Here is a 20581-nt window from a genome sequence, read left to right on the forward strand (position 1 = left end):
ATTTAAAAAAATACCAAACAATACTAATCTAATCTTACATTCAGACCAGGGTTGGCAATATCAAATGAAACAATATCAATTTTTATTAAAACAAAAAGGAATCATACAAAGCATGTCGAGAAAAGGAAATTGTTTGGATAACGCTATTATTGAAAATTTCTTTGGAATAATCAAATCAGAGCTATTTTACCTTAAAAAATATAACTCTATAATTCAATTGAAAGAAGAAATTCATCAATACATTGTCTATTATAATAACCAAAGAATTAAATCAAATTTAAACAAAATGAGCCCGATACAATATCGAGCTCATCATTATCAAAATTAATTATTAATTTGTCTAAACTTTTGGGTGCAGTCTATTATTCAGGGTTTTTAATTTAAAAAAAATTAGGCAAGTATTGTTTTTTCGGCAGCAACTCGCATTTGTTGAGCAGCTTTAACCATTTCAATCAAAGCTTTTCTGGTTTCTTCCCAATGACGGGTTTTTAATCCGCAGTCAGGGTTTACCCAAAGTTGGTTAGCAGGAATTACGGCCGCCGCTTTTTCAAGTAAATGAACCATTTCATCATGTGAAGGGACACGTGGGGAGTGAATGTCGTAAACTCCGGGACCAATTTCGTTAGGGTATTTGAAGTTAGCGAAAGCGTCTAATAGTTCCATTTGCGAACGCGAACATTCAATAGTAATGACATCGGCATCCATGTCGGCAATATTTTGAATAATATCATTAAACTCGCTGTAACACATATGGGTGTGAATTTGAGTATCATCGGCAACACCACTAGCCGAAATTCTAAAAGCTTTGATTGCCCAGTCTAAATAATTATCCCATTCTTCTTTACGCAAAGGCAATCCTTCACGAATAGCTGGTTCGTCAATTTGAATGATTTTGATTCCTGCTTTTTCTAAATCGACTACTTCATCACGGATAGCCAAGGCAATTTGCGTACAGGTTTCAGAACGCGGCTGATCGTTACGTACAAACGACCATTGCAGGATAGTTACTGGTCCGGTAAGCATTCCTTTTACCCATTTTGAAGTTAATGATTGTGCAAATTCTGCCCATTTTACCGTCATTGGTTTGGGACGGGAAACGTCACCATAAATAACCGGAGGTTTTACACAACGGCTACCATAACTCTGCACCCAGCCGTTTTTAGTGAAAGCAAAACCATCTAATTGCTCTCCAAAATATTCTACCATGTCGTTACGTTCAAACTCACCATGAACCAAAACATCAATGCCGGATTCTTCCTGAAAACGAATCGTTTCTTCGGTTTCCTTTTCCAGTAAAGCATCGTATTCGTACTGAGATAATTCTCTTTTTTTGAATTTTGCTCTCCAGCTTCTTACCTCGGCTGTTTGTGGAAAAGAACCAATAGTAGTAGTAGGAAATAAAGGCAATTGCAGGGCTTCTGCCTGTTTTTTTCTTCGAATAGCAAAAGCATTTATTCTTTGATCATCACCTTTAGTAATACTGGCTACTCTGTTTTTTACCGCATTATTGTGGATTAAAGTCGATTTTTTACGGTTTTCATTAGCGATGGTATTTTCCTGAAAATGCGCCTGATCGCTTTCGGTAATTTCACCTGAAGCCAAATTGCGAAGCGTAACTACTTCATTGATTTTTTGTTTAGCAAAAGCCAACCATTGCTTAATTTCAGAACTTAAGTTTTCTTCATTGGTTTCCAAATCCAAATCACAAGGCGAATGAATTAACGAGCAGGAAGGGGCAATGAAAATTCGGTTTTCACCTAGTGCTGAAACCGCTTTTTCGATAATTGCCAACGATTTTTTAAAATCATTTTTCCAAATATTTCTTCCGTCAACCACTCCTAATGAAAGTTTTACATTGTTGGCTAATTTTCCTGACTCTAAAATATCATCTAATTGCGATGGACAACGTACTAAATCCAAGTGGAATGTATGAACAGGGAGTGCTAAAGCCGTTTCGATGTTTTCACCAAAACAGTCAAAATAATTCGTCAGAATCACTTTGATGTTTGGAAAACGGTTGTTGATTTCGTTGTAAGTATAAGTAATCGCTTTTCTTTCGTAATCGGTTAAATTTAGAGCTAAGAATGGTTCGTCAAACTGAATGTATGTAGCACCTTCTTTTTCTAATTTTTCAATGATTTCGAAATAAACTGGCAAAAGTTTATCCAAAAGTTCCAAGCGGTGAAATCCTTCCTGTTTTTCCTTTCCTAATAATAAATAAGAAACAGGACTGATAATAACTGGTTTTGTTTGGAATCCGGCATTTTTTGCTTCAACGAATTCGTCTATAATTTTAGAGGAAAATAATTGAAATTCCTGATTTTTAGTAAATTCAGGAACAATATAGTGGTAATTAGTGTCAAACCATTTGGTCATTTCCATGGCAACCACATCCTGTTCGTCTTTTTGCGAACCTCTGGCCATAGCAAAATACAAATCTAAGGCCGATTTTGTTTTTGCGATTTCGCTGTAACGATTTGGAATAGCTCCCAAGGTTAAAGTGAAATCCAAAACCTGATCGTAAAAAGAAAAATCATTGGATGGAATCAAATCAATTCCGGCTTCCGACTGTAATTTCCAGTTATTGATACGGATTTCTCTTCCTGTGTTCAATAATTCCTCGGCAGTAATTTTTCCTGCCCAATAGGCTTCGCAGGCTTTTTTTAATTCACGGTTGCTTCCTATTCTGGGATAACCTAAGTTGTTTGTTTTCATATTCAGTATTTTTTACTTTACAAAGTTATGTTTGTAGTTTTTAATACTTAAATTTGGCTTTTATTTTAGTAAAATGAATTGTTTAATTTTTAAATTTCAGTTTTTTATTCTGATAATAATTTTAAAAGTGACTTTCAACAGTAAAATATTCTATGGAAAATTTAGATTCAATCGACTTACAAATCTTAAAACAGCTTCAAAAGAACTCTGATATTAGTATAAAAGACCTTGCGGCTCAATTATTTCTGACGGCAACTCCGGTTTATGAGCGTATCAAAAGATTAGAGCGTGAAGGTTTTATTATGAAATATGTGGCGCTTTTGAACAAAGAAAAACTCAATCGGAGTATGACGGTTTTTTGCAATGTCCGCTTGAAAGAGCATGCCAAAAATGTAGGCGCTAATTTTGTAAAAGATATTGTGGCATTACCTGAAATTATTGAATGTTACAATATAGCCGGAGATTACGATTTTATGCTGAAAATTTTAGTGGCTGATATGGCGAGTTATCAGGATTTTGTGATGCATAAATTGTCAACCATTGAAAATATTGGGAATACCCAAAGTGTTTTTGTGATGGGAGAAATAAAGAATAGCACGGAGTTGAATTTTTGATAATACTCTAAGGATAAATTTTCACGGCAGATTCGCAGATTTTTAATTGATAATTCAAATGAAAATCTGCGAATCTGCGGTTTTTTGATACGCTTTGTTTCTGTGTTTTGTCTTATAAAATCATAAAATAAAATGTATTTTTGAGTTTTTAATTTGTAATATAAAAATCAAAATGAACTGGGAACAACTTTTATCTTTAAAAAGACAAGGCGATACAAGTAAGCGATTACGAATTGAACAGGATGACACCCGTTTAGGATTTGAAGTAGATTATGACCGAATTATATTTTCGGCTGCTTTTAGAAGTTTACAGGATAAAACACAGGTAATTCCGCTTTCTAAAACTGATTTTGTGCACACTAGATTGACACATAGTTTAGAAGTTTCAGTGGTGGGACGTTCTTTAGGGCGTTTGGTTGGGAAAAAAATCATTGAAAAATATCCTTATTTGAAAGAAGTTCATGGTTTTCATATGAATGATTTTGGAGCTATTGTCGCCGCGGCTTCTTTGGCGCATGATATTGGGAATCCACCTTTTGGCCATTCCGGTGAAAAAGCTATCGGCGAATATTTTTCTAAAGGTGCAGGTGCTAAATACAAAGCCTTTTTAACGCCAAAACAATGGCAGGATTTGATTGATTTTGAAGGAAATGCCAATGGTTTTTCGGTAATGACTTCCAGTCGTCCCGGAATTGAAGGTGGATTGCGGATTTCTTACGCTACCTTAGGGGCTTTTATGAAATATCCAAAGGAAAGTTTGCCTAAAAAACCAACGCGCAATATTTCGGATAAAAAATACGGTTTCTTTCAGGCAGATAAGGAATTCTTTCAGGAGGCCGCACTAGATATGGGATTAATTCCAAATAAAACCGGAGAGGATATTGGTTTCGAAAGACATCCTTTGGCTTATCTGGTAGAAGCTGCCGATGACATTTGTTATACCATCATTGATTTTGAAGACGGAATCAACTTAGGTTTGGTTTCAGAAGATTTTGCCTTAGAATATTTGATCAAATTAGTAAAAGATAACATTGATACAAAAAAGTATAAAATGTTAGTTACTAAAGAAGACCGTATCAGTTATTTGCGGGCTTTGGCCATTAGCAGTTTGATTAATGATGCCGTAAAAGTATTTATTGCCAATGAAGAGGCTATTTTGCAGGGGAAATTTCCTTTTGCTTTGATGGAGAAAAGCAAATACAAAGCGCAAATGGACGATATTATCAAAATAAGTATTGATAAAATTTACCAAAGTCGCGAAGTAATTGAAAAAGAATTAGTAGGTTACCAAATTATTCAAACCTTACTGGATAAATTTATCACGGCTTATGACAATAAATTCAACGGAATCGATTCTAATTATGATAAGTTAATCCTGAAATTATTACCGGAGAAACATCATTTGGAAAAAGAAAGTCTGTACGACCGTTTGTTGCATATTTGCCATTATGTTTCCTTGCTAACTGACGGAAATGCGTTGGAAATTTATGAAACTATAAATGGCAGAAAAAAACGCTAAGAATTAAAAAGCATAAGTAAGTCCAACGCCCAAAACTTGTTTGATTTGAACTTTAGGACCTTCGTTTACGGTGACTCCGTCAACTTCGGTTTTGTTTTTAATATCGTCATCGTATAGAATTCGGGCGCCAATGTTAGCTTTTACATATTGGTTTACTACCAAATTTAAGGCTAAGTCGCAATCTACATCGATGTTTCCAAAATTATTAAGATAATCTGAGTATAAACTTAGAGTATTTACAAAAACAACATTTTTAGCGATTTCTTTTTTAATGTTGTTGGTAAATAAAATACCCAATTCGTTTTTGGCTCTTCTTCCTTTGGTTAGTAAATTACCGTCTTCATCGTAAGTGGCTTTTTCAACACCAAAAGCTCCTTTGTTAGCCAGGGTTTGATCCCAAACAAAAGTAGCTTTATAGGTAAACGGAGAAAAATACATCACCCGGCTTTTGTCCTTGCTGCTGTTTTCGGCTCCGGTTCCCAAGAACATATAAGCCGGAGCAAACAGTCGTGAAATAGGATTTTCTTTGTCGGGATATTTGTAACCGTTGGTAAATTGCGTGTTGAAATTAAGTTTAGCGGAATGGAACCAATTGCTTTCGGGATTTTTTCGATATCCAAAAGTCGAGTTAAATCGGAAAGCATCATCTGTTTTGCGGATTTCAATTCCGTCCTGCTTGTTCATTCCGTATCTTATACTAAGTTCGTTTACCCATTTGACCAGTTTTTTTTCATAGGTTCGGTTAAAATCTCCTTTTAACAAACCTGAAACCGAGTTGGTTCCACCGGCACTCCAGTTTACAAAAGCAATCTCGGAAATGTCAAATCCCAAAACATTTTTTTTACCCCAGCAGGAAGGTGGAGTTTTTTCAATTGCAGGTATGGTAACAAAACGGGCAAAAGAATATCTTAGTTTTTCAGGTTTAGGTTTTCGATAAAAATTATCATTCATAACAGGAATAATAATTTTTTTGATGGTATCGTTTTTAATAGAATCAGTTTTAATAGAATCAGTAACTACTTGAGAAAAAACGGGAGTGTTAGTCAGGAATAAAAATCCAATTATGAGTAGGTAGTGATTTTGTATTTTCATTATCAAATTGAGATTTTAGAGGTTTAAATTACTTGTTTATATAACTTAAAAAAAGTGATTTTAGTGTTTTAACGTCAATTTCGCAACATTGTTGTAACTCATTGATAGTCCCCTGTTCTATAAATTTATCAGGGATTCCCAAGGTTTTTATATTATTTTGATAATTGTTTTGTGCTGCGAATTCTAAAATTGCACTCCCGAAACCCCCAATAACTGTGCCATCTTCAATTGTGATGATGAATTTAAATTTTTGAAAAATTTTATTTAAAGTATTTTGATCCAATGGTTTAACAAATGGGAAGTCATAGTGCGCAATTTGTTCCGGATTTTTCAATTCGTTTAACGCTAAACTTACATTGTTTCCAATGGTTCCATTTGATAAGACCACAATTTCAGAGCCTTCTTCAATTGTGTAGGCTTTGCCAATTTCAATTTTTTGGTAATCACCAAAATGATTTTCTTTCCAATTTTTAATAATGCCTCTGCCTCGTGGATAACGGATAGCTATGGGGTGATTTAATCCTAACTGAGCTGTGTAAAGGATATTTTGTAAAGCAATTTCATTGACCGGAGCATAAATAATCAGATTCGGAATGCAGCGCAAATATGCAATATCAAAAACGCCGTGATGGGTTGCGCCATCTTCACCCACGAGTCCGGCTCTGTCCAGACAAAAAATTACGGGAAGATTTTGTAGAGCTACATCATGAATAACCTGATCGTAAGCTCTTTGTAAAAATGTGGAGTAAATATTGCAATACGCCATCATTCCCTGAGTAGCCATTCCTGCAGCTAAAGTTACAGCATGTTGTTCGGCGATACCTACGTCAAAAGCGCGTTCAGGCAAAGCCTCCATCATGAATTTTAACGAACTTCCGGTAGGCATGGCAGGTGTAATTCCGACTATTTTTGGATTTTTTTTCGCCAAATCCAGAATCGTTAACCCAAAAACGTCCTGATATTTTGGAGGAAGATTTTCTTCTGATTTCGGAATGATTTCTCCGGTTAAGGGATCAAATTTTCCCGGAGCATGGTATTGCACCTGATTTTCCTCGGCCTGTTGTAAGCCTTTGCCTTTAGTAGTAATGACGTGAAGAAATTTAGGGCCTTTTATTTTTTGTAAACGCTTGAGTTCTTTAGTTACTGTAAAAATATCGTTGCCGTCGATAGGTCCTGAATAATTAAAATTCAGGGATTTTATCATGTTGTTTTGCTTGGGATTTTTGCCTTCTTTTACAGCAGTAAGGTAATTTTTTAAAGCACCTACGCTTGGGTCAATTCCGATAGCATTATCGTTAAGAATCACTAATAAATTAGCATTAGTTACTCCGGCATGATTTAATCCTTCAAAAGCCATTCCTGAAGCTATCGAAGCATCGCCAATAACTGCAATGTGTTGTTTTTCGAAATCACCTTTTAAATTAGAAGCAAGTGCCATTCCTAAAGCTGCCGAAATGGAAGTAGAGGAGTGGCCTACGCCAAAAGCATCATATTCGCTTTCGCTTCTTTTGGGAAAACCGGAAATTCCGTTTAATTGACGGTTAGTATGAAAATTTTCTCTTCGTCCGGTGAGTATTTTATGTCCGTAAGCCTGATGTCCCACATCCCAAATCAATGCATCATCAGGTGTGTTAAAAACATAATGCAAAGCAATCGTCAATTCGATTACACCCAAACTGGCTCCTAAATGACCTTCTTTTACCGAAACAATATCGATTATGAAATCACGTAATTCCTGTGCTAATTGAGGAAGTTGCGCTTCGTCAAGTAAACGTAAATCAGTTGGTGTTTGTATGTTTGAAAGTAAATTTTCCGGCATAGTGCAAATGTACAAATTGAATGCTGTATTTTTGTTCTATGGAAAACATTTTCACCGACGAATATTTTATGAAGAAGGCTTTGCAGGAAGCCGAAATAGCTTTTGAACAGGGCGAAATTCCTGTGGGAGCGGTTATTGTTGTTAATAATACCGTTATTGCCCGAAGTCATAATCTGACTGAAATGTTGAATGATGTAACAGCGCATGCCGAAATGCAATCCATAACTGCTGCTGCCAATTATCTAGGTGGAAAATACCTGAAAGACTGCACACTTTATGTGACTCTGGAACCTTGCCAGATGTGTGCCGGTGCTTTGTATTGGAGCCAGATTACTAAAATTGTTTTTGGAGCCCGTGACGAACAACGTGGTTTTATGACTCTGGGAACAAAACTACATCCTAAAACTACCGTGGTTTCCGGAATTATGGCTGAAGAAGCTGCCAATTTGATGAAACGTTTTTTTGCTTCGAAGAGAAAGTAGTTTATAGTTTCTTCAGCGCACCAGGGTTTATATTCCGTTGTTTTTTAAAATAATTGGAAAGATGGCTTTCATCGGTGAAGCCAAATTCGTAGGCAATTTGTTTTAGCGACAGTTGTTTGTTTTGAATTCTCTTTTCTATTAATTGGGTTTTGAGTTTGTTGCAATATTCCCGATAGCTTATGGTGAAATTGCGTTTGAAATAACTTCCGAAATAATTTTGAGAAATATTAAAATGAGCTGCAATCGTTTTTATTTGCACCAGTTTTGGTTTGTAAATATTTTGATGAATGTAAGAGATAATCTGGTCGTTGTCAATTCCGGATCCTAAAAATTTGATGTTTTGTTGCTGCAAACTTTCTTTGATTAAACCAAAAATGGATAAGATTTGATAAAAAGCAATTGGCGAAGTTGAAATATTTCCGGTGTTATTGTAGGTTCGGATGTTGTCGATGGTGTTTTTTAGAATACCCGCACAGCTTTCGTTTAGTTTTAAAACATTTTCTTTCAGTGATTGTTCGCGCATAAAATTTTCCGGTGTGTTGAGTAAAAATTCGTCACAGGAAAGTTTTTTATTCGAATTAAAATAGGTGTCGGTAAATTTGATAAAGAAAAACCGGGTGGTTTCTTTAATATCAAAATAATGTTCGTCATCGGTTGAAAGTAGAAATAAATCTCCGCTTTGATATGGAATCAGGTTTTTGTTCAGTTGATGGATTCCGTTTCCTTTGATGATGTAAATAATCTCGTAATAGGTGTGACTGTGTCGGGGAAGGTGGTATTGGTCTTCCTCAAATTCGTCTATGGCTAAGGTGTCAAATTGATTTAATTTTTTCATAACCTAAAATTGCAAGTTTATGTTGTAAAATTACAACTTATTTGAAGCGAATGTCAATAAATTTGCAGAATAAAAAGAGGTTGTGATTAATAATCTCTATTGTTAATTTTTAGGTAGAATAGAATGAAAAAAAGTTTGCTTACACTGGCTTTGGGCGGTTTGACAATCGGAATTACCGAATTTGTGATGATGGGAATATTGCCGGATATAGCCCAAAATTTAAGTATTAGTATCCCTGTTGCGGGACATTTAATTTCGGCATATGCGCTTGGTGTGGTTATTGGGGCGCCTTTGTTGGTGATTATTACGCGAAATTTTCCGCCTAAAAAAACGCTTTTAATTTTGGCTTCTATGATTACATTGTTTAATTCGCTTTCGATAATTGCACCTAATTATGGGTTTCTTTTTGCTGTGCGATTACTTTCGGGATTGCCACATGGTGCTTTTTTTGGGGTAGGTGCTGTGGTTGCCAGCCGACTTGCGGATAAAGGTAAAGAAGCGCAGGCTATTTCGGTTATGTTTGCAGGTTTAACGATTGCAAATCTTCTTGGGGTTCCGCTTGGAACGTATATAGGGCATCATTTTTCCTGGCGATATACTTTTATAATTATTACAATTGTGGGGACTTTAACAGTGGCTTCGCTTTATTTTTGGATGCCAAATTTGGAAGCGAAAGGCAGAGAAGGGATGCGTACTCAATTGCAGTTTTTCAAGAAAATAGAAGCCTGGCTGGTTATTTTAATTACGGCTATTGGAGCAGGCGGTTTGTTTTGTTGGATAAGTTACATCGCTCCTTTGTTGGTTTCGATTTCGGGTTTTGATGCTGCGGATGTGCCTTATGTGATGATGCTGGCCGGTTTAGGGATGGTTTTAGGAAATTTTATAGGAGGGAAATTAGCGGATCGCTATTCGACTGAAAAAACAATTATTTTGTTGTTGTTAGTTATGGCTGTCGATTTGTTGTTGGTGTTTTTCTTTTCATATAATCAATATGTGAGTCTGGCTTTGGTGTTTTCTACGGGTTGTATTGCCTTTGCAGTTGCAGCACCTATTCAAACCTTGATGATTCAAACGGCTGTTGGTGCCGAAATGATTGCTTCGGCAGCGATTCAGGCTGCTTTTAATACCGGAAATGCATTAGGAGCTTTTCTGGGTGGATTGCCATTAATTGCAGGATTTAGTTATGCTTCTCCTAATTTAGTTGGTGTAACCATGTCTATTTGTGGTGTGCTGTTTACAGTGGTATTTTTACAAAGAAAAAGGCGTGTAATGAAGTTAGCTGCGATTTGAATTTAGCATTACATATTAAATAATTAAAGTAAAAATTGCACGCAGATTTGGCAGATTTTAGCAGATTTTTCTTTTGTTAAAGCTGTTAATTAATCCCTAATCTGTGAAAATCTGCCAAATCTGCGTGCAAACTTAAAATGTTTGTTTGAATTTATTTGCATTCAATTTTTCTTCTAGTTTAGTAAAAATAAGACACAAAAAAACCGTTCCGAAATAAATCGAAACGGTTTTTTGTTTAGTCTTCTTTAATAACATTTCCTTTATTGTCAAAGAAATGATATTCTAAATACGTGTAAGCGTCACGTGGTATAATTTTCACCCATTTTTTATGTTCAAGAAACCATTTTGAACGTAATGATGGAAAACCTTTGCTGAGGTATGCAGCCACAAACGGGTGTACATTGAGTACTACTTTTTTGTGGGTTTTTAAAACTCTTTCCAGGTCGGCATTGATTTTATCAATGATTAAAATTGGTGCTTCAATTTCACCATTTTCATTGTTTGGATCTTCTTCTCTGGTTTTAATATTTCTTTCCGGTCTTACTCTTTGTCTGGTAATTTGGACTAATCCAAATTTACTCGGAGGTAAGATTTTGTGTTTTGCTTTATCATCGCTCATTTCTTCCCTCAGGAAGTCGAAGAGGACTTTGCGATTTTCGGGATTCGACATATCGATAAAATCTACTACGATTATTCCGCCCATATCGCGCAAACGCAGTTGTCTGGCTATTTCGGCTGCGGCAATCATATTCACTTCCATCGCCGTGTCTTCTTGATTAGTCGCTTTATTCGAACGGTTTCCGCTGTTCACGTCAATAACGTGTAAAGCTTCGGTATGTTCAATAATAAGATAAGCTCCTTTACTCATGGAAACGGTTTTTCCAAAGGAAGTTTTGATTTGTCTCTCTATATTGAATTTCTCGAAAATAGGCGTGTCATTTGATTGATAAAACTTTACAATTGATTGTTTGGATGGTGCAATTTCTTGCAGGTAATCCTTGGTTTGATGGTACAACTCTTCATCATCTATTTGAATACTGGTAAAAGTATCGTTGAAAACGTCTCTAAGAATGGAGGAAGCTCTGTTGAGTTCACCCAAAACTTTTGAGGGATGATGAGCAGTTGGTAATTTCTTACACATTGCAGTCCATCTGTTAAGCAGATTCTGCAAATCTTTTTCTAATTCGGCTGTGTTTTTGCCTTCGGCTACTGTGCGAACAATAACGCCAAATCCTTTTGGTTTGATAGATTGTACCAGTTTTTTAAGTCGGTCTTTTTCTTTTTTGTCTTCTATTTTTTGAGAAATAGAAACGCGGTCAGAGAAAGGAACTAACACAATAAAACGTCCGGCAAGAGAAAGCTCAGCGCTTATTCTTGGACCTTTGGTTGATATTGGTTCTTTTACAACCTGTACTAAGATAGATTGATTGGCATTGATTACATCAGTAATAGTGCCGTCTTTATCTATCTCTTTTTCAAACTGAAAGTTTTTTAGGGAGAAATCTTTTATTTTACCTGCGCTTACAAGTTTTATGAATTTCAGTTGGGAAGTTAGATTAGGACCTAAGTCGTGATAATGTAAAAAAGCATCTTTTTCAAAGCCTACATTTACAAAAGCAGCGTTAAGTCCGGCAACAGGTTTTCTGATTTTAGCAATAAAAATATCGCCTACCTGAAAATTGCTGGTTTCTTCTTCTTTGTGTAATTCAATTAGTTTTCCATCTTTTAATAAGGCAAAATCTACGGAATCAGAACTAGATCGAATGATTAATTCTTTATTCACGTTGTAAATTTTTATCCGTGAATAGGTTGTCAGTTGTTTGTTGTTAGTTGTTGGCAAAAAGCGATCAACTATCAACTATCAACTATCAACTTCTACAAGGATGGATTAAACAATATTTTTGAACAGGTATTAACCCGGAGGGAAAAGTAAAATCTCAATTTTTAAATTCTAAATTCCAAATTTAATCTATGATGATTTCGTGATTTTTGGATTTTGGATTTTATTTTTTGAAATTTTTGAAATTTCCCAAATTTCAATGAACGTTTAAAAAGAAAAAAGTAGTTATAAACTACTTTTTCTTTTTGTGACGGTTAGCTCTCGCTCTTTTTTTACGTTTGTGAGTCGCTACCTTATGTCTTTTTCTTTTTTTACCACTTGGCATATCTTGTCGATTTTATGATTAATTAATATTATTTTGCTTCGTTGTTTGTTTTTACTCCTTCTACAAATACTTTTGCAGGTTTGAAAGCAGGAATATTGTGTGCAGGAATTTTGATTGTAGTGTTTTTAGAGATATTTCTACCTGTTTTCTCTGCTCTTGTCTTTACGATAAAGCTACCAAAACCTCTTAAATATACATTGTCTCCAGTTTCTAATGAAGTTTTTACTTCCTCCATAAAAGTCTCAACTGTTGCTTGAACATCACCTTTTTCAAGACCTAATTTTTCTGAAATTTTCGCTACGATATCTGCTTTCGTCATTTTCTTTCCTTATTTATTATTTTGTAATAATTTTTTTGAGTGTGCAAATATATGAATTAAAAAAACAATTATTCAAGCTAATTCATTAAATTTTAATTACATAAACTTTTACTTTTGTCAACAAATTTTTTATAATGATTTTTTATAACTCGTTAATAAAGTGGTATTTAGAAAATAAGCGTAATTTGCCATGGCGAAAAACCACCAATCCTTACCTGATTTGGCTCTCAGAAATTATGCTGCAACAGACGCGAGTAGCGCAGGGATTGCCCTATTTTTTGTCTTTTGTTGAAGCTTTTCCAACGGTTTTTGATTTGGCAAATGCCGATGAAGAACAGGTGTTGAAATTGTGGCAGGGATTAGGTTATTATTCCCGTGCCCGAAATCTGCATAAAACAGCTCAATATATTGCGACGGAATTAAACGGAGTTTTCCCGGACAACTATAAAGATTTGTTACAATTAAAAGGAGTGGGCGATTATACTGCTGCGGCCATTGCTTCTTTTTCTTATAATGAAGCCGTTCCGGTAGTGGACGGAAATGTATTTAGAGTACTTTCCCGGTATTTTGATATTGAAACTGATATTGCTCAGGCTTCCGCCAAAAAAGAATTTGCAGCCTTAGCTTTCGAATTAATGCCGAAAGACACCCGAGGCGAAGCCGAACTGAGCGAAGCTAATCCTGCCATTTTCAATCAGGCAATAATGGAGTTTGGGGCACTGCAATGTGTGCCTAAAAGTCCTGATTGTTCAGTCTGTGTTTTTAATGAAAGTTGTGCGGCTTTGCAAAAAAAGAAAGTTGAGTTATTGCCGGTGAAATCCAAAAAAGTAAAAGTGACTAATCGCTATTTTAATTATATTATGGTTTCGGATGCCGATGAGAAGACTTTGGTGCAAAAAAGAACTGCTAAGGGAATTTGGCATAATTTATACGAGTTTCCTTTGATTGAAACTTTGCAGGAAGAAGATTTTGAGTTTGTTTCTAATGCGGTTGCGGCGAACTCTTTTTTTGCTAATCCTATTATAAGTATGCAGGCTTGCAACGAAAAAAGTATTGTGCATAAATTGTCGCATCAGCATTTGCATATTAAGTTTTGGAAGCTGAATGTAAAAGGGGAGTTGGTTAACGGAATTACCAAAGAGGAGTTAAGGCAATATCCGTTTCCAATTGTAATTCATAATTTTATTGAATCGGTATAGAAAATAAGGAGTAAAAAATGTATCTTTGGTAACAATACCAGCTTGTATATTATGAACGGAACATTAAATAAGGTGATGCTTATTGGTCATTTGGGTGACGATGTTAAAATGCACTATTTTGATGCAGGTAATTGTATTGGAAGATTTCAATTGGCCACGAATGAAGTGTATATTAATAAGACAACCAATGAGCGGATTGTTTCAACCGAATGGCATAATATTGTAGTTCGTAATAAAGCGGCTGAAATATGTGAAAAATATTTATCAAAAGGAGATAAGATTTATGTAGAAGGAAGGATTAAATCCCGTCAATGGCAGGCAGAAGATGGTTCGACGAAGCATACTGTTGAAATTCAGGTGACGGAATTTACTTTTTTAACAACTAAAAAAGAGACTGAAAACAACAAACAAATTCAGCATCCGGATGCTACTAAAAACACTAATTTTGACACGCCCAATAAAGGCTTGCCTATAAATGATTTGCCTTTTTAATTGTTTAACTAATTTTTTCTAATTTGGACCCGGAGCCCAGTTTTAATTTTGTTTATACTTTAGATGTAAATCTATTGTTCGGTTTTGCCGGAATATTTGTGTTGCTTTTTTGTTCAGCAGTTGTTTCCGGAGCCGAAGTTGCCTTGTTTTCGCTTTCGCAAAAAGATATCGATGAGGCGCTTCAGGAAAATCTTTCTACCGGAAAAATTCTTTCAGAGCTATTGCAGCGACCTAAAAAATTATTGGCAACACTTCTTGTAGCGAATAACTTTATAAATATAGGAGTCGTTATTCTTTTCTCTTTTATTGGTTCCGATTTGTTTGCGGTCATCACTTCGCCTTTGTTAAAATTTATTTTTGAGGTAATTGTGGTTACTTTTCTGTTGTTGCTTTTTGGTGAGGTTTTGCCAAAAGTATATGCCAGCCGAAATAATATCAAATTTGCCAAAACGATTGCTTATCCTATTTCGGTTTTAGATCAGTTTCTGTCTCCAATAAGTATTCCAATGCGTTCGGCTACGGTTTATTTGCATAATAAATTAGGAAAACAAAAAACTAATTTTTCGGTTGACCAATTGTCGCAGGCTTTGGAGTTAACCGCTGCGGATGAAACTTCGACTGATGAACAGAAAATTTTGGAAGGAATTGTGTCTTTTGGAAATACCGATACCAAACAGGTTATGAGTCCCCGAATTGATATTTTTGCGTTGGAAATTTCGGAGACTTTTGATGAAATTTACATTAAAATTTTAGAAAAAGGTTATTCCCGAATTCCTGTCTATCGGGATAATATTGATCAAATTGAAGGGGTTTTGTTTATCAAAGATTTGTTGCCGCATATTGACAAGCAAAATTTTGACTGGACAACTCTGATAAGAGAGCCGTTCTTTGTGCCGGAAAATAAAAAGTTAGACAATTTGTTGAAAGATTTTCAGGCAATGAAAAGTCATTTGGCTATTGTGGTGGATGAATATGGCGGAACTTCCGGTTTGGTTTCTCTGGAAGATGTTATCGAGGAAATTGTTGGCGATATTAGTGATGAATTTGATGATGAGGATATTAATTTTTCACAAATAGACGAGCGTAATTTCCTTTTTGAGGGAAAAATTAATCTCAAGGATTTTTATCGAATTGTTGATGTTGACGAAGAATTATTTGAAGAGAAAAAAGGAGAGGCCGAAACTTTAGCGGGGTTTATTTTGGAAATTTCAGGTGATTTCCCGGCTAAAGGGCAAAAGATTGCTTTTGAAAATTGTGTTTTTACGATTGAAGTGGTGGATAAAAAACGTATCAAACAGATAAAAGTTACTATTGATGTTTAATTTAAAGTGTGTGGATAAGAAAAAGATTTTAGTTCCGTCTGTTGTTGTGTGTTTTATAGTGCTGTTTTCGGCTTGTAAAAAGGAAGTTTTACCTAAACCGGCTGCTTATTTGCGACTGGATTATCCGATGGCTCAGTATGCGCATTTTGAAAATAGCTGTCCTTTTGCTTTTGATATCAATGCAAAGGCGATTATAAAAGGAGAAAAGGATTGCGGATTTACGATTTCGTATCCAAAGATGAAAGCAACTATTTATCTGACATATAAACCGGTAAATAATAATTTGAACAAATTGTTGCGTGATGCTCAAAAACTAACTTTTGAACACGTAATTAAAGCTGATGATATTTTAGAACAACCGTATTTAAATCCGGAGAAGAAAGTGTACGGAATGTTTTACCAGGTGGATGGGAATGCGGCGACCAACTCTCAGTTTTATTTGACAGATAGTACCCGACATTTTTTAACGGCTTCGGTTTATTTTTATGCCAAACCTAATTTTGATTCCATTATGCCGGCTGCGAGTTATATTAAAAACGATATGCAGCGTTTGATGGAAACTTTGTATTGGAAATAATAATGAAGTTATTTTTTTATGATATACTTCAAGTTATCAAATAATCGTTGGATTAACCTTCTGTCGTTGGTGATTATTTCAGCGGTTCCTTTTGCTTCGAATTTAAAATCTAATACAGTGCCGTAATTTGTTTTTAATTGTTGAGGAAAGTCAACCATAATCATATAAGTTTCAATATCTCCATTTTCGGTTTTTGTAGAATTTGTGGTTAAGGAGATAGATTGTACTTTCCCTTTTATCGAACCGTATTCTACATATGGATAATCTTCTAGTTTAACGATAACTTCTTGTCCTTTTTTTACTTTTCCGGCTCCTTTTATCGGCAATATGACTTGTCCAATGGCTTGATCATTTTTAGGAATTACGGTGAAAATAGGTTCTCCACTTTGAACAAATTGGTTGGTTGTCCAGAATTTTAAAAATTGTACTTTACCGTTAAATGGTGCTCTAAATACATATTTTTGTTCCCAAATTTTAATATTGTCTTGTAAATCGGTATAGGTAGATAAAACAGCTAGTTTAAGTTCTTTTTCTTTCTCTGTTTTTTGGATAGAAATTTCCTGTATTTTACTTTCAGTTTGCTGGGCTTGTTGACGGTTATTAATTAAATTGCTAATTGCATTTTGATAGTTGTCTTTACTGTTCAAATAAGTTATTTCTGTTTGGTCAAAATCGGCTTCACTAACAATTTGTTTGCTTAATAATACAGAATCACGACGATGAAATTTTTGCATATATCTAAGACTATTAGCACCAGTTTTAACTTTCAAAGCACTTGATTGTATGGCTTTTTCTTGTTCAAGGCTAAGTTTGCGTAAACTTTCTTCCTGTTTTTCGAATAATTTATCATGTTTATAATTAGCTAATTCTTGTAGTGAATTGACAAAAGCATAATATATTGAATTGAGTTCACCTAAAGCTAAGTTTTTAGGCAATTTTGATATTAAATCGATTATTTTATCTTCTGTAGGATTATAACTTTTAATTAAACTATTTACATATTCTACGTCTTTTAAGTCTGCGGAGTTTTGTACATAGGCTACTATATCATTTTCTTTAACAGTTGCTAAAGATTTTAATCCATTTAAATGTAGTTTACCATTAGTATTGGCAATCAACTTTATGGGAGCAGCGTGAGTATTTATCGTAATTTGACCCATTACCACATCTGGATAACGGATTTTATATCCGAAAAAAAACATAAGACTAAATAAAGACATTACAATAATGGTAATCCATAATCCAAAACGAGTTGGCATTCGTTCTATAATTTGTTGTACTTCTTCGGTACGTTCTGTTTTATAGTATATTTTTTCTGTTTCGTTCATTTTAATTTAATGATGTACAAAATTAATTGCTTGTTGTGTTAAGTTCTGTAATTATTGCAGTTGATTCAGTTTGGGATTCGACTAATTGGAAATATCGACCTTTATGTTCCATTAGTTTATCATGATTTCCTATTTCGACTACCATCCCACCCTGCATTACGATTATTTGATCGGCTTTGCGAATAGTACTTAAACGATGGGCAACAACAATAACTGTTTTATCTTTGAATACATCATCTAAGGCAGTTACAATTTTTTGTTCGTTTATGGTGTCGAGACTATTTGTTGCTTCGTCAAAAAACAAATAATCAGGATTTTTATATAAGGCTCTGGCTATTAAAATTCTTTGTTTTTGACCACCACTTAATCCTCTTCCTTGTTCTCCCATCATAGTTTGATAACCTAACGGCAGTTGTTCTATTTCCTGAGCAATATTGGCTGTATGCAATGCTTTCTTTAATTTGGCATAATCAATTTTTTCATCATCCAATACTACATTGTTTAATATGGTGTCGTTGAATATTTTACCATCCTGCATAACGGCACCACATTTATCACGCCATTGTTTTAAACTAATATTGTTGATATTCATACTACCTATCATAATATCGCCATAACTAGGTTTGTATAAGCGTAATAGTAATTTTAATAGCGTAGATTTTCCGCTACCACTATCGCCTACAATTGCAGTAACTTTCCCTTCGGGAATCATCAAACGTATATTTTTTAATACTACCGAAGAGTTAGGGGTATATTGAAAAGAAACATTGTTGACTATTAAGCTTTTGTTTTCGGGCAATTCTACATTGTTAGTTCCTACATCTTCATGTTCATCCTTTAACTGATGAATTTCATTTAACCGCAAAAATGAGATTTGAGCAAACTGAAAAGAGATAATAAATTGAATGAACTGAACAACAGGTGCATTCAACATTCCTATAATGAACTGGGTCGATATCATTACTCCGAAAGTAATTTCACCATTTATTACCGCCTTGGCACAATAAAATGTGATAAAAAGATTTTTTAAACTATCAATAAATTGTGCGCCTAAATTCTGGGTATTGGTTATGTTTAATATTTTCAGGTTGACTTTGTACAAACGGGCTTGTATATTCTCCCATTTCCAGCGCCGGGGTTTCTCGTAATTATTAATTTTGATATCCTGGATACTACCAATGGTTTCCACCCAGTAACTTTGGTTTTTACTCACTAAATCAAAATATTCCCAATCCAGTTTCTTGCGAATTTTAAGAAAAGCCATCACCCAAAGTACATAAATAGTACTTCCGGTTAAAAAAATATAAAAAATTATGGGATTATAGAAAAACATGATAATTCCAAAAACCAAAAAGGTTAAAGTAGAAAAAATCATATTCAAGGAGTTGTTCATTAAAAAACTCCTTATACGTTCATGATCTTGTGCCCGTTGCAAAATATCCCCAGTCATTTTGTTTTCAAAAAAAGTAATAGGCAACTGCATTAATTTGATTAGATAATCTGATATTAAAGCAATATTTATTCGGGAAGTGATATGCAGTAAAATCCAATCGCGAACCATATTGCTTAATAGTACACTTACAATAATTGCAATATTGGCTGCTAATACTATATTGATAAAATCGATATCATGAGTTTGTATGCCCACATCGATAACCGCTTTGCTGATGAAAGGCAAAAAGCCCTGTAAAATGGTTACTAAAAGCATCACCACAAAAAGGTTTACGAAACTTTTTTTGTAAGGTTTAAAATAGCCTAAGAAATTTTCAAACGTTTTTTTGCGTTCCAGTTTTTCATCGGCTTCCCGGTTGTAAAAATCAGCCTGAGGCTCGATAGCCATCAGGATGCCAAGTTGTTCTTTATTCTCTCTTTTTTTTTCATCTGAAGAATTGTGTTTTAGCCATTTGGCAGCAAATTCTTCGGCAGAGTATTTTATATGCCCTTTTGCGGGATCTGAAACATAAATAGTTCCTCTGGCAATTACATTTTCATTTTTTGCATCTTTTCGAGAATATTTTGGTTTGGTTTTGTAAACCACAATATAGTGGTTTGTGTCCCAATGTACCAGTGCTGGCAAAGGAACTTTGTACAACAAGTCTTCCATGCTGCATTTAAGTGATATTGTGCGCAATCCAATTCCTTCGGCTGCATGACTCAAATCCAGAAAAGAGACTCCTTCCTTTGTTATACCGCATTTATCTCTTAGGTATTGTAAAGAGTAAAACTTGCCATAATGTTTGGCTATCATTTTTAAACAAGCAGGACCACAATCCATCATGTCCATTTGTCTGTCACAGGGAAAACTATATAATTGCATAGACGAAATTAAGTAATAAGCAAACGTAAGATATTTTTTATTTAAAAAAAACATTATTTATAAGATTTTTTTTCTAATATTGTGTTGCGATAAAATTATAAACTACTCTTATTATTTAACTTAAACATATTTTAACTATGAAAAACAAAGCAAAATTAGCATTTGAGCTGCTGGAGCAGGAAATGGAGGTTATCTTTAAAGAAGATTTAATGCAGTTTGTTGGAGGGAGTGGTGGATATACGTGGCAACAATTTCTTGATGATATTCAGAATGGTAATTTTAATAATGTACCAGCAGGTTCATATATAATGAATGAAGATGGTTCTACAACTATTTATGGAGGAATGCTTAATGAAGTTGTTATATCTTCAAATCATTCAAGTGGTGGTTATGGCTATTCTTCAAGTGGAAGTTACTCTAGTAATGGGCTTTTAACTGATCCTTATTTTTTGAATTCTCTATTTTGGATGGGATCCGGTGGTTACAGTAGCAGCGG

The 20581-nt window shown here is 34.7% G+C and carries 18 protein-coding genes; 10 read left to right on the top strand and 8 right to left on the bottom strand.

Translation table 11 applies throughout. The features are described from left to right. Window positions 1-328: IS3 family transposase (locus H599_RS0118760; protein WP_026714225.1), on the top strand; the 328-nt coding region annotated here is incomplete at its 5' end. Between the two features lie 62 nt (window positions 329-390). On the opposite strand, the gene metE is transcribed toward H599_RS0118760, so the two are convergent. Next, complete coding sequence (metE, locus tag H599_RS0118765) at window positions 391-2715, bottom strand: 5-methyltetrahydropteroyltriglutamate--homocysteine S-methyltransferase (protein WP_026715519.1); 2325 nt, start codon at window positions 2713-2715, stop codon at window positions 391-393. Between the two features lie 152 nt (window positions 2716-2867). Between metE and H599_RS0118770 the strand changes: the two genes are divergently transcribed. Beyond that, a complete protein-coding gene (locus H599_RS0118770) occupies window positions 2868-3329 on the top strand; it encodes an Lrp/AsnC family transcriptional regulator (protein WP_026715520.1) in 462 nt (153 codons plus the stop codon). Between the two features lie 172 nt (window positions 3330-3501). Next, window positions 3502-4848 carry a deoxyguanosinetriphosphate triphosphohydrolase gene (locus tag H599_RS0118775; RefSeq protein WP_026715521.1) on the top strand — a complete coding sequence of 449 codons (1347 nt, stop codon included), beginning with the start codon at window positions 3502-3504 and terminating at the stop codon, window positions 4846-4848. Between the two features lie 3 nt (window positions 4849-4851). On the opposite strand, the gene H599_RS0118780 is transcribed toward H599_RS0118775, so the two are convergent. Beyond that, window positions 4852-5940: a DUF3078 domain-containing protein gene (locus H599_RS0118780; protein WP_035141986.1), complete on the bottom strand. Its 1089-nt coding sequence runs from the start codon at window positions 5938-5940 to the stop codon at window positions 4852-4854. A gap of 28 nt (window positions 5941-5968) precedes the next feature. Beyond that, window positions 5969-7759, bottom strand: a complete 1791-nt coding sequence (locus H599_RS0118785) for a 1-deoxy-D-xylulose-5-phosphate synthase (protein WP_026715523.1) — start codon at window positions 7757-7759, stop codon at window positions 5969-5971. Between the two features lie 38 nt (window positions 7760-7797). On the opposite strand from H599_RS0118785, the gene H599_RS0118790 reads away from it, so the two are divergent. Further along, window positions 7798-8241, top strand: a complete 444-nt coding sequence (locus H599_RS0118790) for a nucleoside deaminase (protein WP_026715524.1) — start codon at window positions 7798-7800, stop codon at window positions 8239-8241. Between the two features lies 1 nt (window position 8242). On the opposite strand, the gene H599_RS0118795 is transcribed toward H599_RS0118790, so the two are convergent. Further along, window positions 8243-9076, bottom strand: coding sequence for an AraC family transcriptional regulator (locus H599_RS0118795; RefSeq protein ID WP_026715525.1), 834 nt, complete (start codon window positions 9074-9076; stop codon window positions 8243-8245). Between the two features lie 123 nt (window positions 9077-9199). On the opposite strand from H599_RS0118795, the gene H599_RS0118800 reads away from it, so the two are divergent. Further along, window positions 9200-10366, top strand: a complete 1167-nt coding sequence (locus H599_RS0118800; RefSeq protein WP_026715526.1) for an MFS transporter — start codon at window positions 9200-9202, stop codon at window positions 10364-10366. 235 nt (window positions 10367-10601) lie between these two features. Here the strand turns inward: H599_RS0118800 and H599_RS0118810 are convergent, their stop codons facing one another. Further along, complete coding sequence (locus H599_RS0118810) at window positions 10602-12149, bottom strand: Rne/Rng family ribonuclease (RefSeq protein ID WP_026715527.1); 1548 nt, start codon at window positions 12147-12149, stop codon at window positions 10602-10604. Between the two features lie 410 nt (window positions 12150-12559). Next, window positions 12560-12850 (bottom strand): HU family DNA-binding protein, encoded by a 291-nt coding sequence (locus tag H599_RS0118815; protein WP_007805026.1) that lies wholly within the window; start codon window positions 12848-12850, stop codon window positions 12560-12562. A 134-nt stretch (window positions 12851-12984) separates the two neighbouring features. Here H599_RS0118815 and mutY point away from each other — a divergent pair, with 134 nt between their 5' ends. Genes mutY through gldD form a run of 4 tightly spaced genes read left to right on the top strand, consistent with a single transcriptional unit; the run spans window position 12985 to window position 16440 of the window. Beyond that, a complete protein-coding gene (gene mutY / locus H599_RS0118820; RefSeq protein ID WP_026715528.1) occupies window positions 12985-14049 on the top strand; it encodes an A/G-specific adenine glycosylase in 1065 nt (354 codons plus the stop codon). 51 nt (window positions 14050-14100) lie between these two features. After that, entirely contained in the window at window positions 14101-14541 is a 441-nt protein-coding gene (locus H599_RS0118825; RefSeq protein WP_026715529.1) for a single-stranded DNA-binding protein, read from the top strand. A 23-nt stretch (window positions 14542-14564) separates the two neighbouring features. Next, window positions 14565-15863 (top strand): gliding motility-associated protein GldE, encoded by a 1299-nt coding sequence (locus H599_RS0118830; protein ID WP_026715530.1) that lies wholly within the window; start codon window positions 14565-14567, stop codon window positions 15861-15863. Further along, window positions 15856-16440, top strand: coding sequence for a gliding motility lipoprotein GldD (gene gldD / locus H599_RS0118835; protein WP_026715531.1), 585 nt, complete (start codon window positions 15856-15858; stop codon window positions 16438-16440). Before H599_RS0118830 ends, gldD begins: the two co-directional genes overlap by 8 nt. An 8-nt stretch (window positions 16441-16448) precedes the next feature. On the opposite strand, the gene H599_RS0118840 is transcribed toward gldD, so the two are convergent. Together H599_RS0118840 and H599_RS20180 are read right to left on the bottom strand one after the other, a co-directional pair. Continuing rightward, the gene (locus H599_RS0118840) at window positions 16449-17768 is read right to left on the bottom strand and encodes an HlyD family efflux transporter periplasmic adaptor subunit (protein WP_026715532.1); all 1320 of its coding nucleotides are present in this window, start codon (window positions 17766-17768) and stop codon (window positions 16449-16451) included. Window positions 17769-17790: 22 nt separating this feature from the next. Then, window positions 17791-20085, bottom strand: coding sequence for a peptidase domain-containing ABC transporter (locus H599_RS20180; RefSeq protein ID WP_035141988.1), 2295 nt, complete (start codon window positions 20083-20085; stop codon window positions 17791-17793). Window positions 20086-20222: 137 nt separating this feature from the next. Here H599_RS20180 and H599_RS20985 point away from each other — a divergent pair. Next, window positions 20223-20581: hypothetical protein (locus H599_RS20985; RefSeq protein WP_035141990.1), on the top strand; the 359-nt coding region annotated here is incomplete at its 3' end.

The sequence above is a fragment of the Flavobacterium daejeonense DSM 17708 genome (genome assembly GCF_000425425.1).
GTDB classification, from domain to species: Bacteria; Bacteroidota; Bacteroidia; order Flavobacteriales; family Flavobacteriaceae; genus Flavobacterium; species Flavobacterium daejeonense.

Coding starts and splice junctions, on each gene's coding strand:
- metE (WP_026715519.1), bottom strand. CDS start 2,715: ATGAAAACAAACAACTTAGGTTATCCCAGAATAGGAAGCAACCGTGAA.
- H599_RS0118770 (WP_026715520.1), top strand. CDS start 2,868: ATGGAAAATTTAGATTCAATCGACTTACAAATCTTAAAACAGCTTCAA.
- H599_RS0118775 (WP_026715521.1), top strand. CDS start 3,502: ATGAACTGGGAACAACTTTTATCTTTAAAAAGACAAGGCGATACAAGT.
- H599_RS0118780 (WP_035141986.1), bottom strand. CDS start 5,940: ATGAAAATACAAAATCACTACCTACTCATAATTGGATTTTTATTCCTG.
- H599_RS0118785 (WP_026715523.1), bottom strand. CDS start 7,759: ATGCCGGAAAATTTACTTTCAAACATACAAACACCAACTGATTTACGT.
- H599_RS0118790 (WP_026715524.1), top strand. CDS start 7,798: ATGGAAAACATTTTCACCGACGAATATTTTATGAAGAAGGCTTTGCAG.
- H599_RS0118795 (WP_026715525.1), bottom strand. CDS start 9,076: ATGAAAAAATTAAATCAATTTGACACCTTAGCCATAGACGAATTTGAG.
- H599_RS0118800 (WP_026715526.1), top strand. CDS start 9,200: ATGAAAAAAAGTTTGCTTACACTGGCTTTGGGCGGTTTGACAATCGGA.
- H599_RS0118815 (WP_007805026.1), bottom strand. CDS start 12,850: ATGACGAAAGCAGATATCGTAGCGAAAATTTCAGAAAAATTAGGTCTT.
- mutY (WP_026715528.1), top strand. CDS start 12,985: ATGATTTTTTATAACTCGTTAATAAAGTGGTATTTAGAAAATAAGCGT.
- H599_RS0118825 (WP_026715529.1), top strand. CDS start 14,101: ATGAACGGAACATTAAATAAGGTGATGCTTATTGGTCATTTGGGTGAC.
- gldD (WP_026715531.1), top strand. CDS start 15,856: ATGTTTAATTTAAAGTGTGTGGATAAGAAAAAGATTTTAGTTCCGTCT.
- H599_RS0118840 (WP_026715532.1), bottom strand. CDS start 17,768: ATGAACGAAACAGAAAAAATATACTATAAAACAGAACGTACCGAAGAA.
- H599_RS20180 (WP_035141988.1), bottom strand. CDS start 20,085: ATGCAATTATATAGTTTTCCCTGTGACAGACAAATGGACATGATGGAT.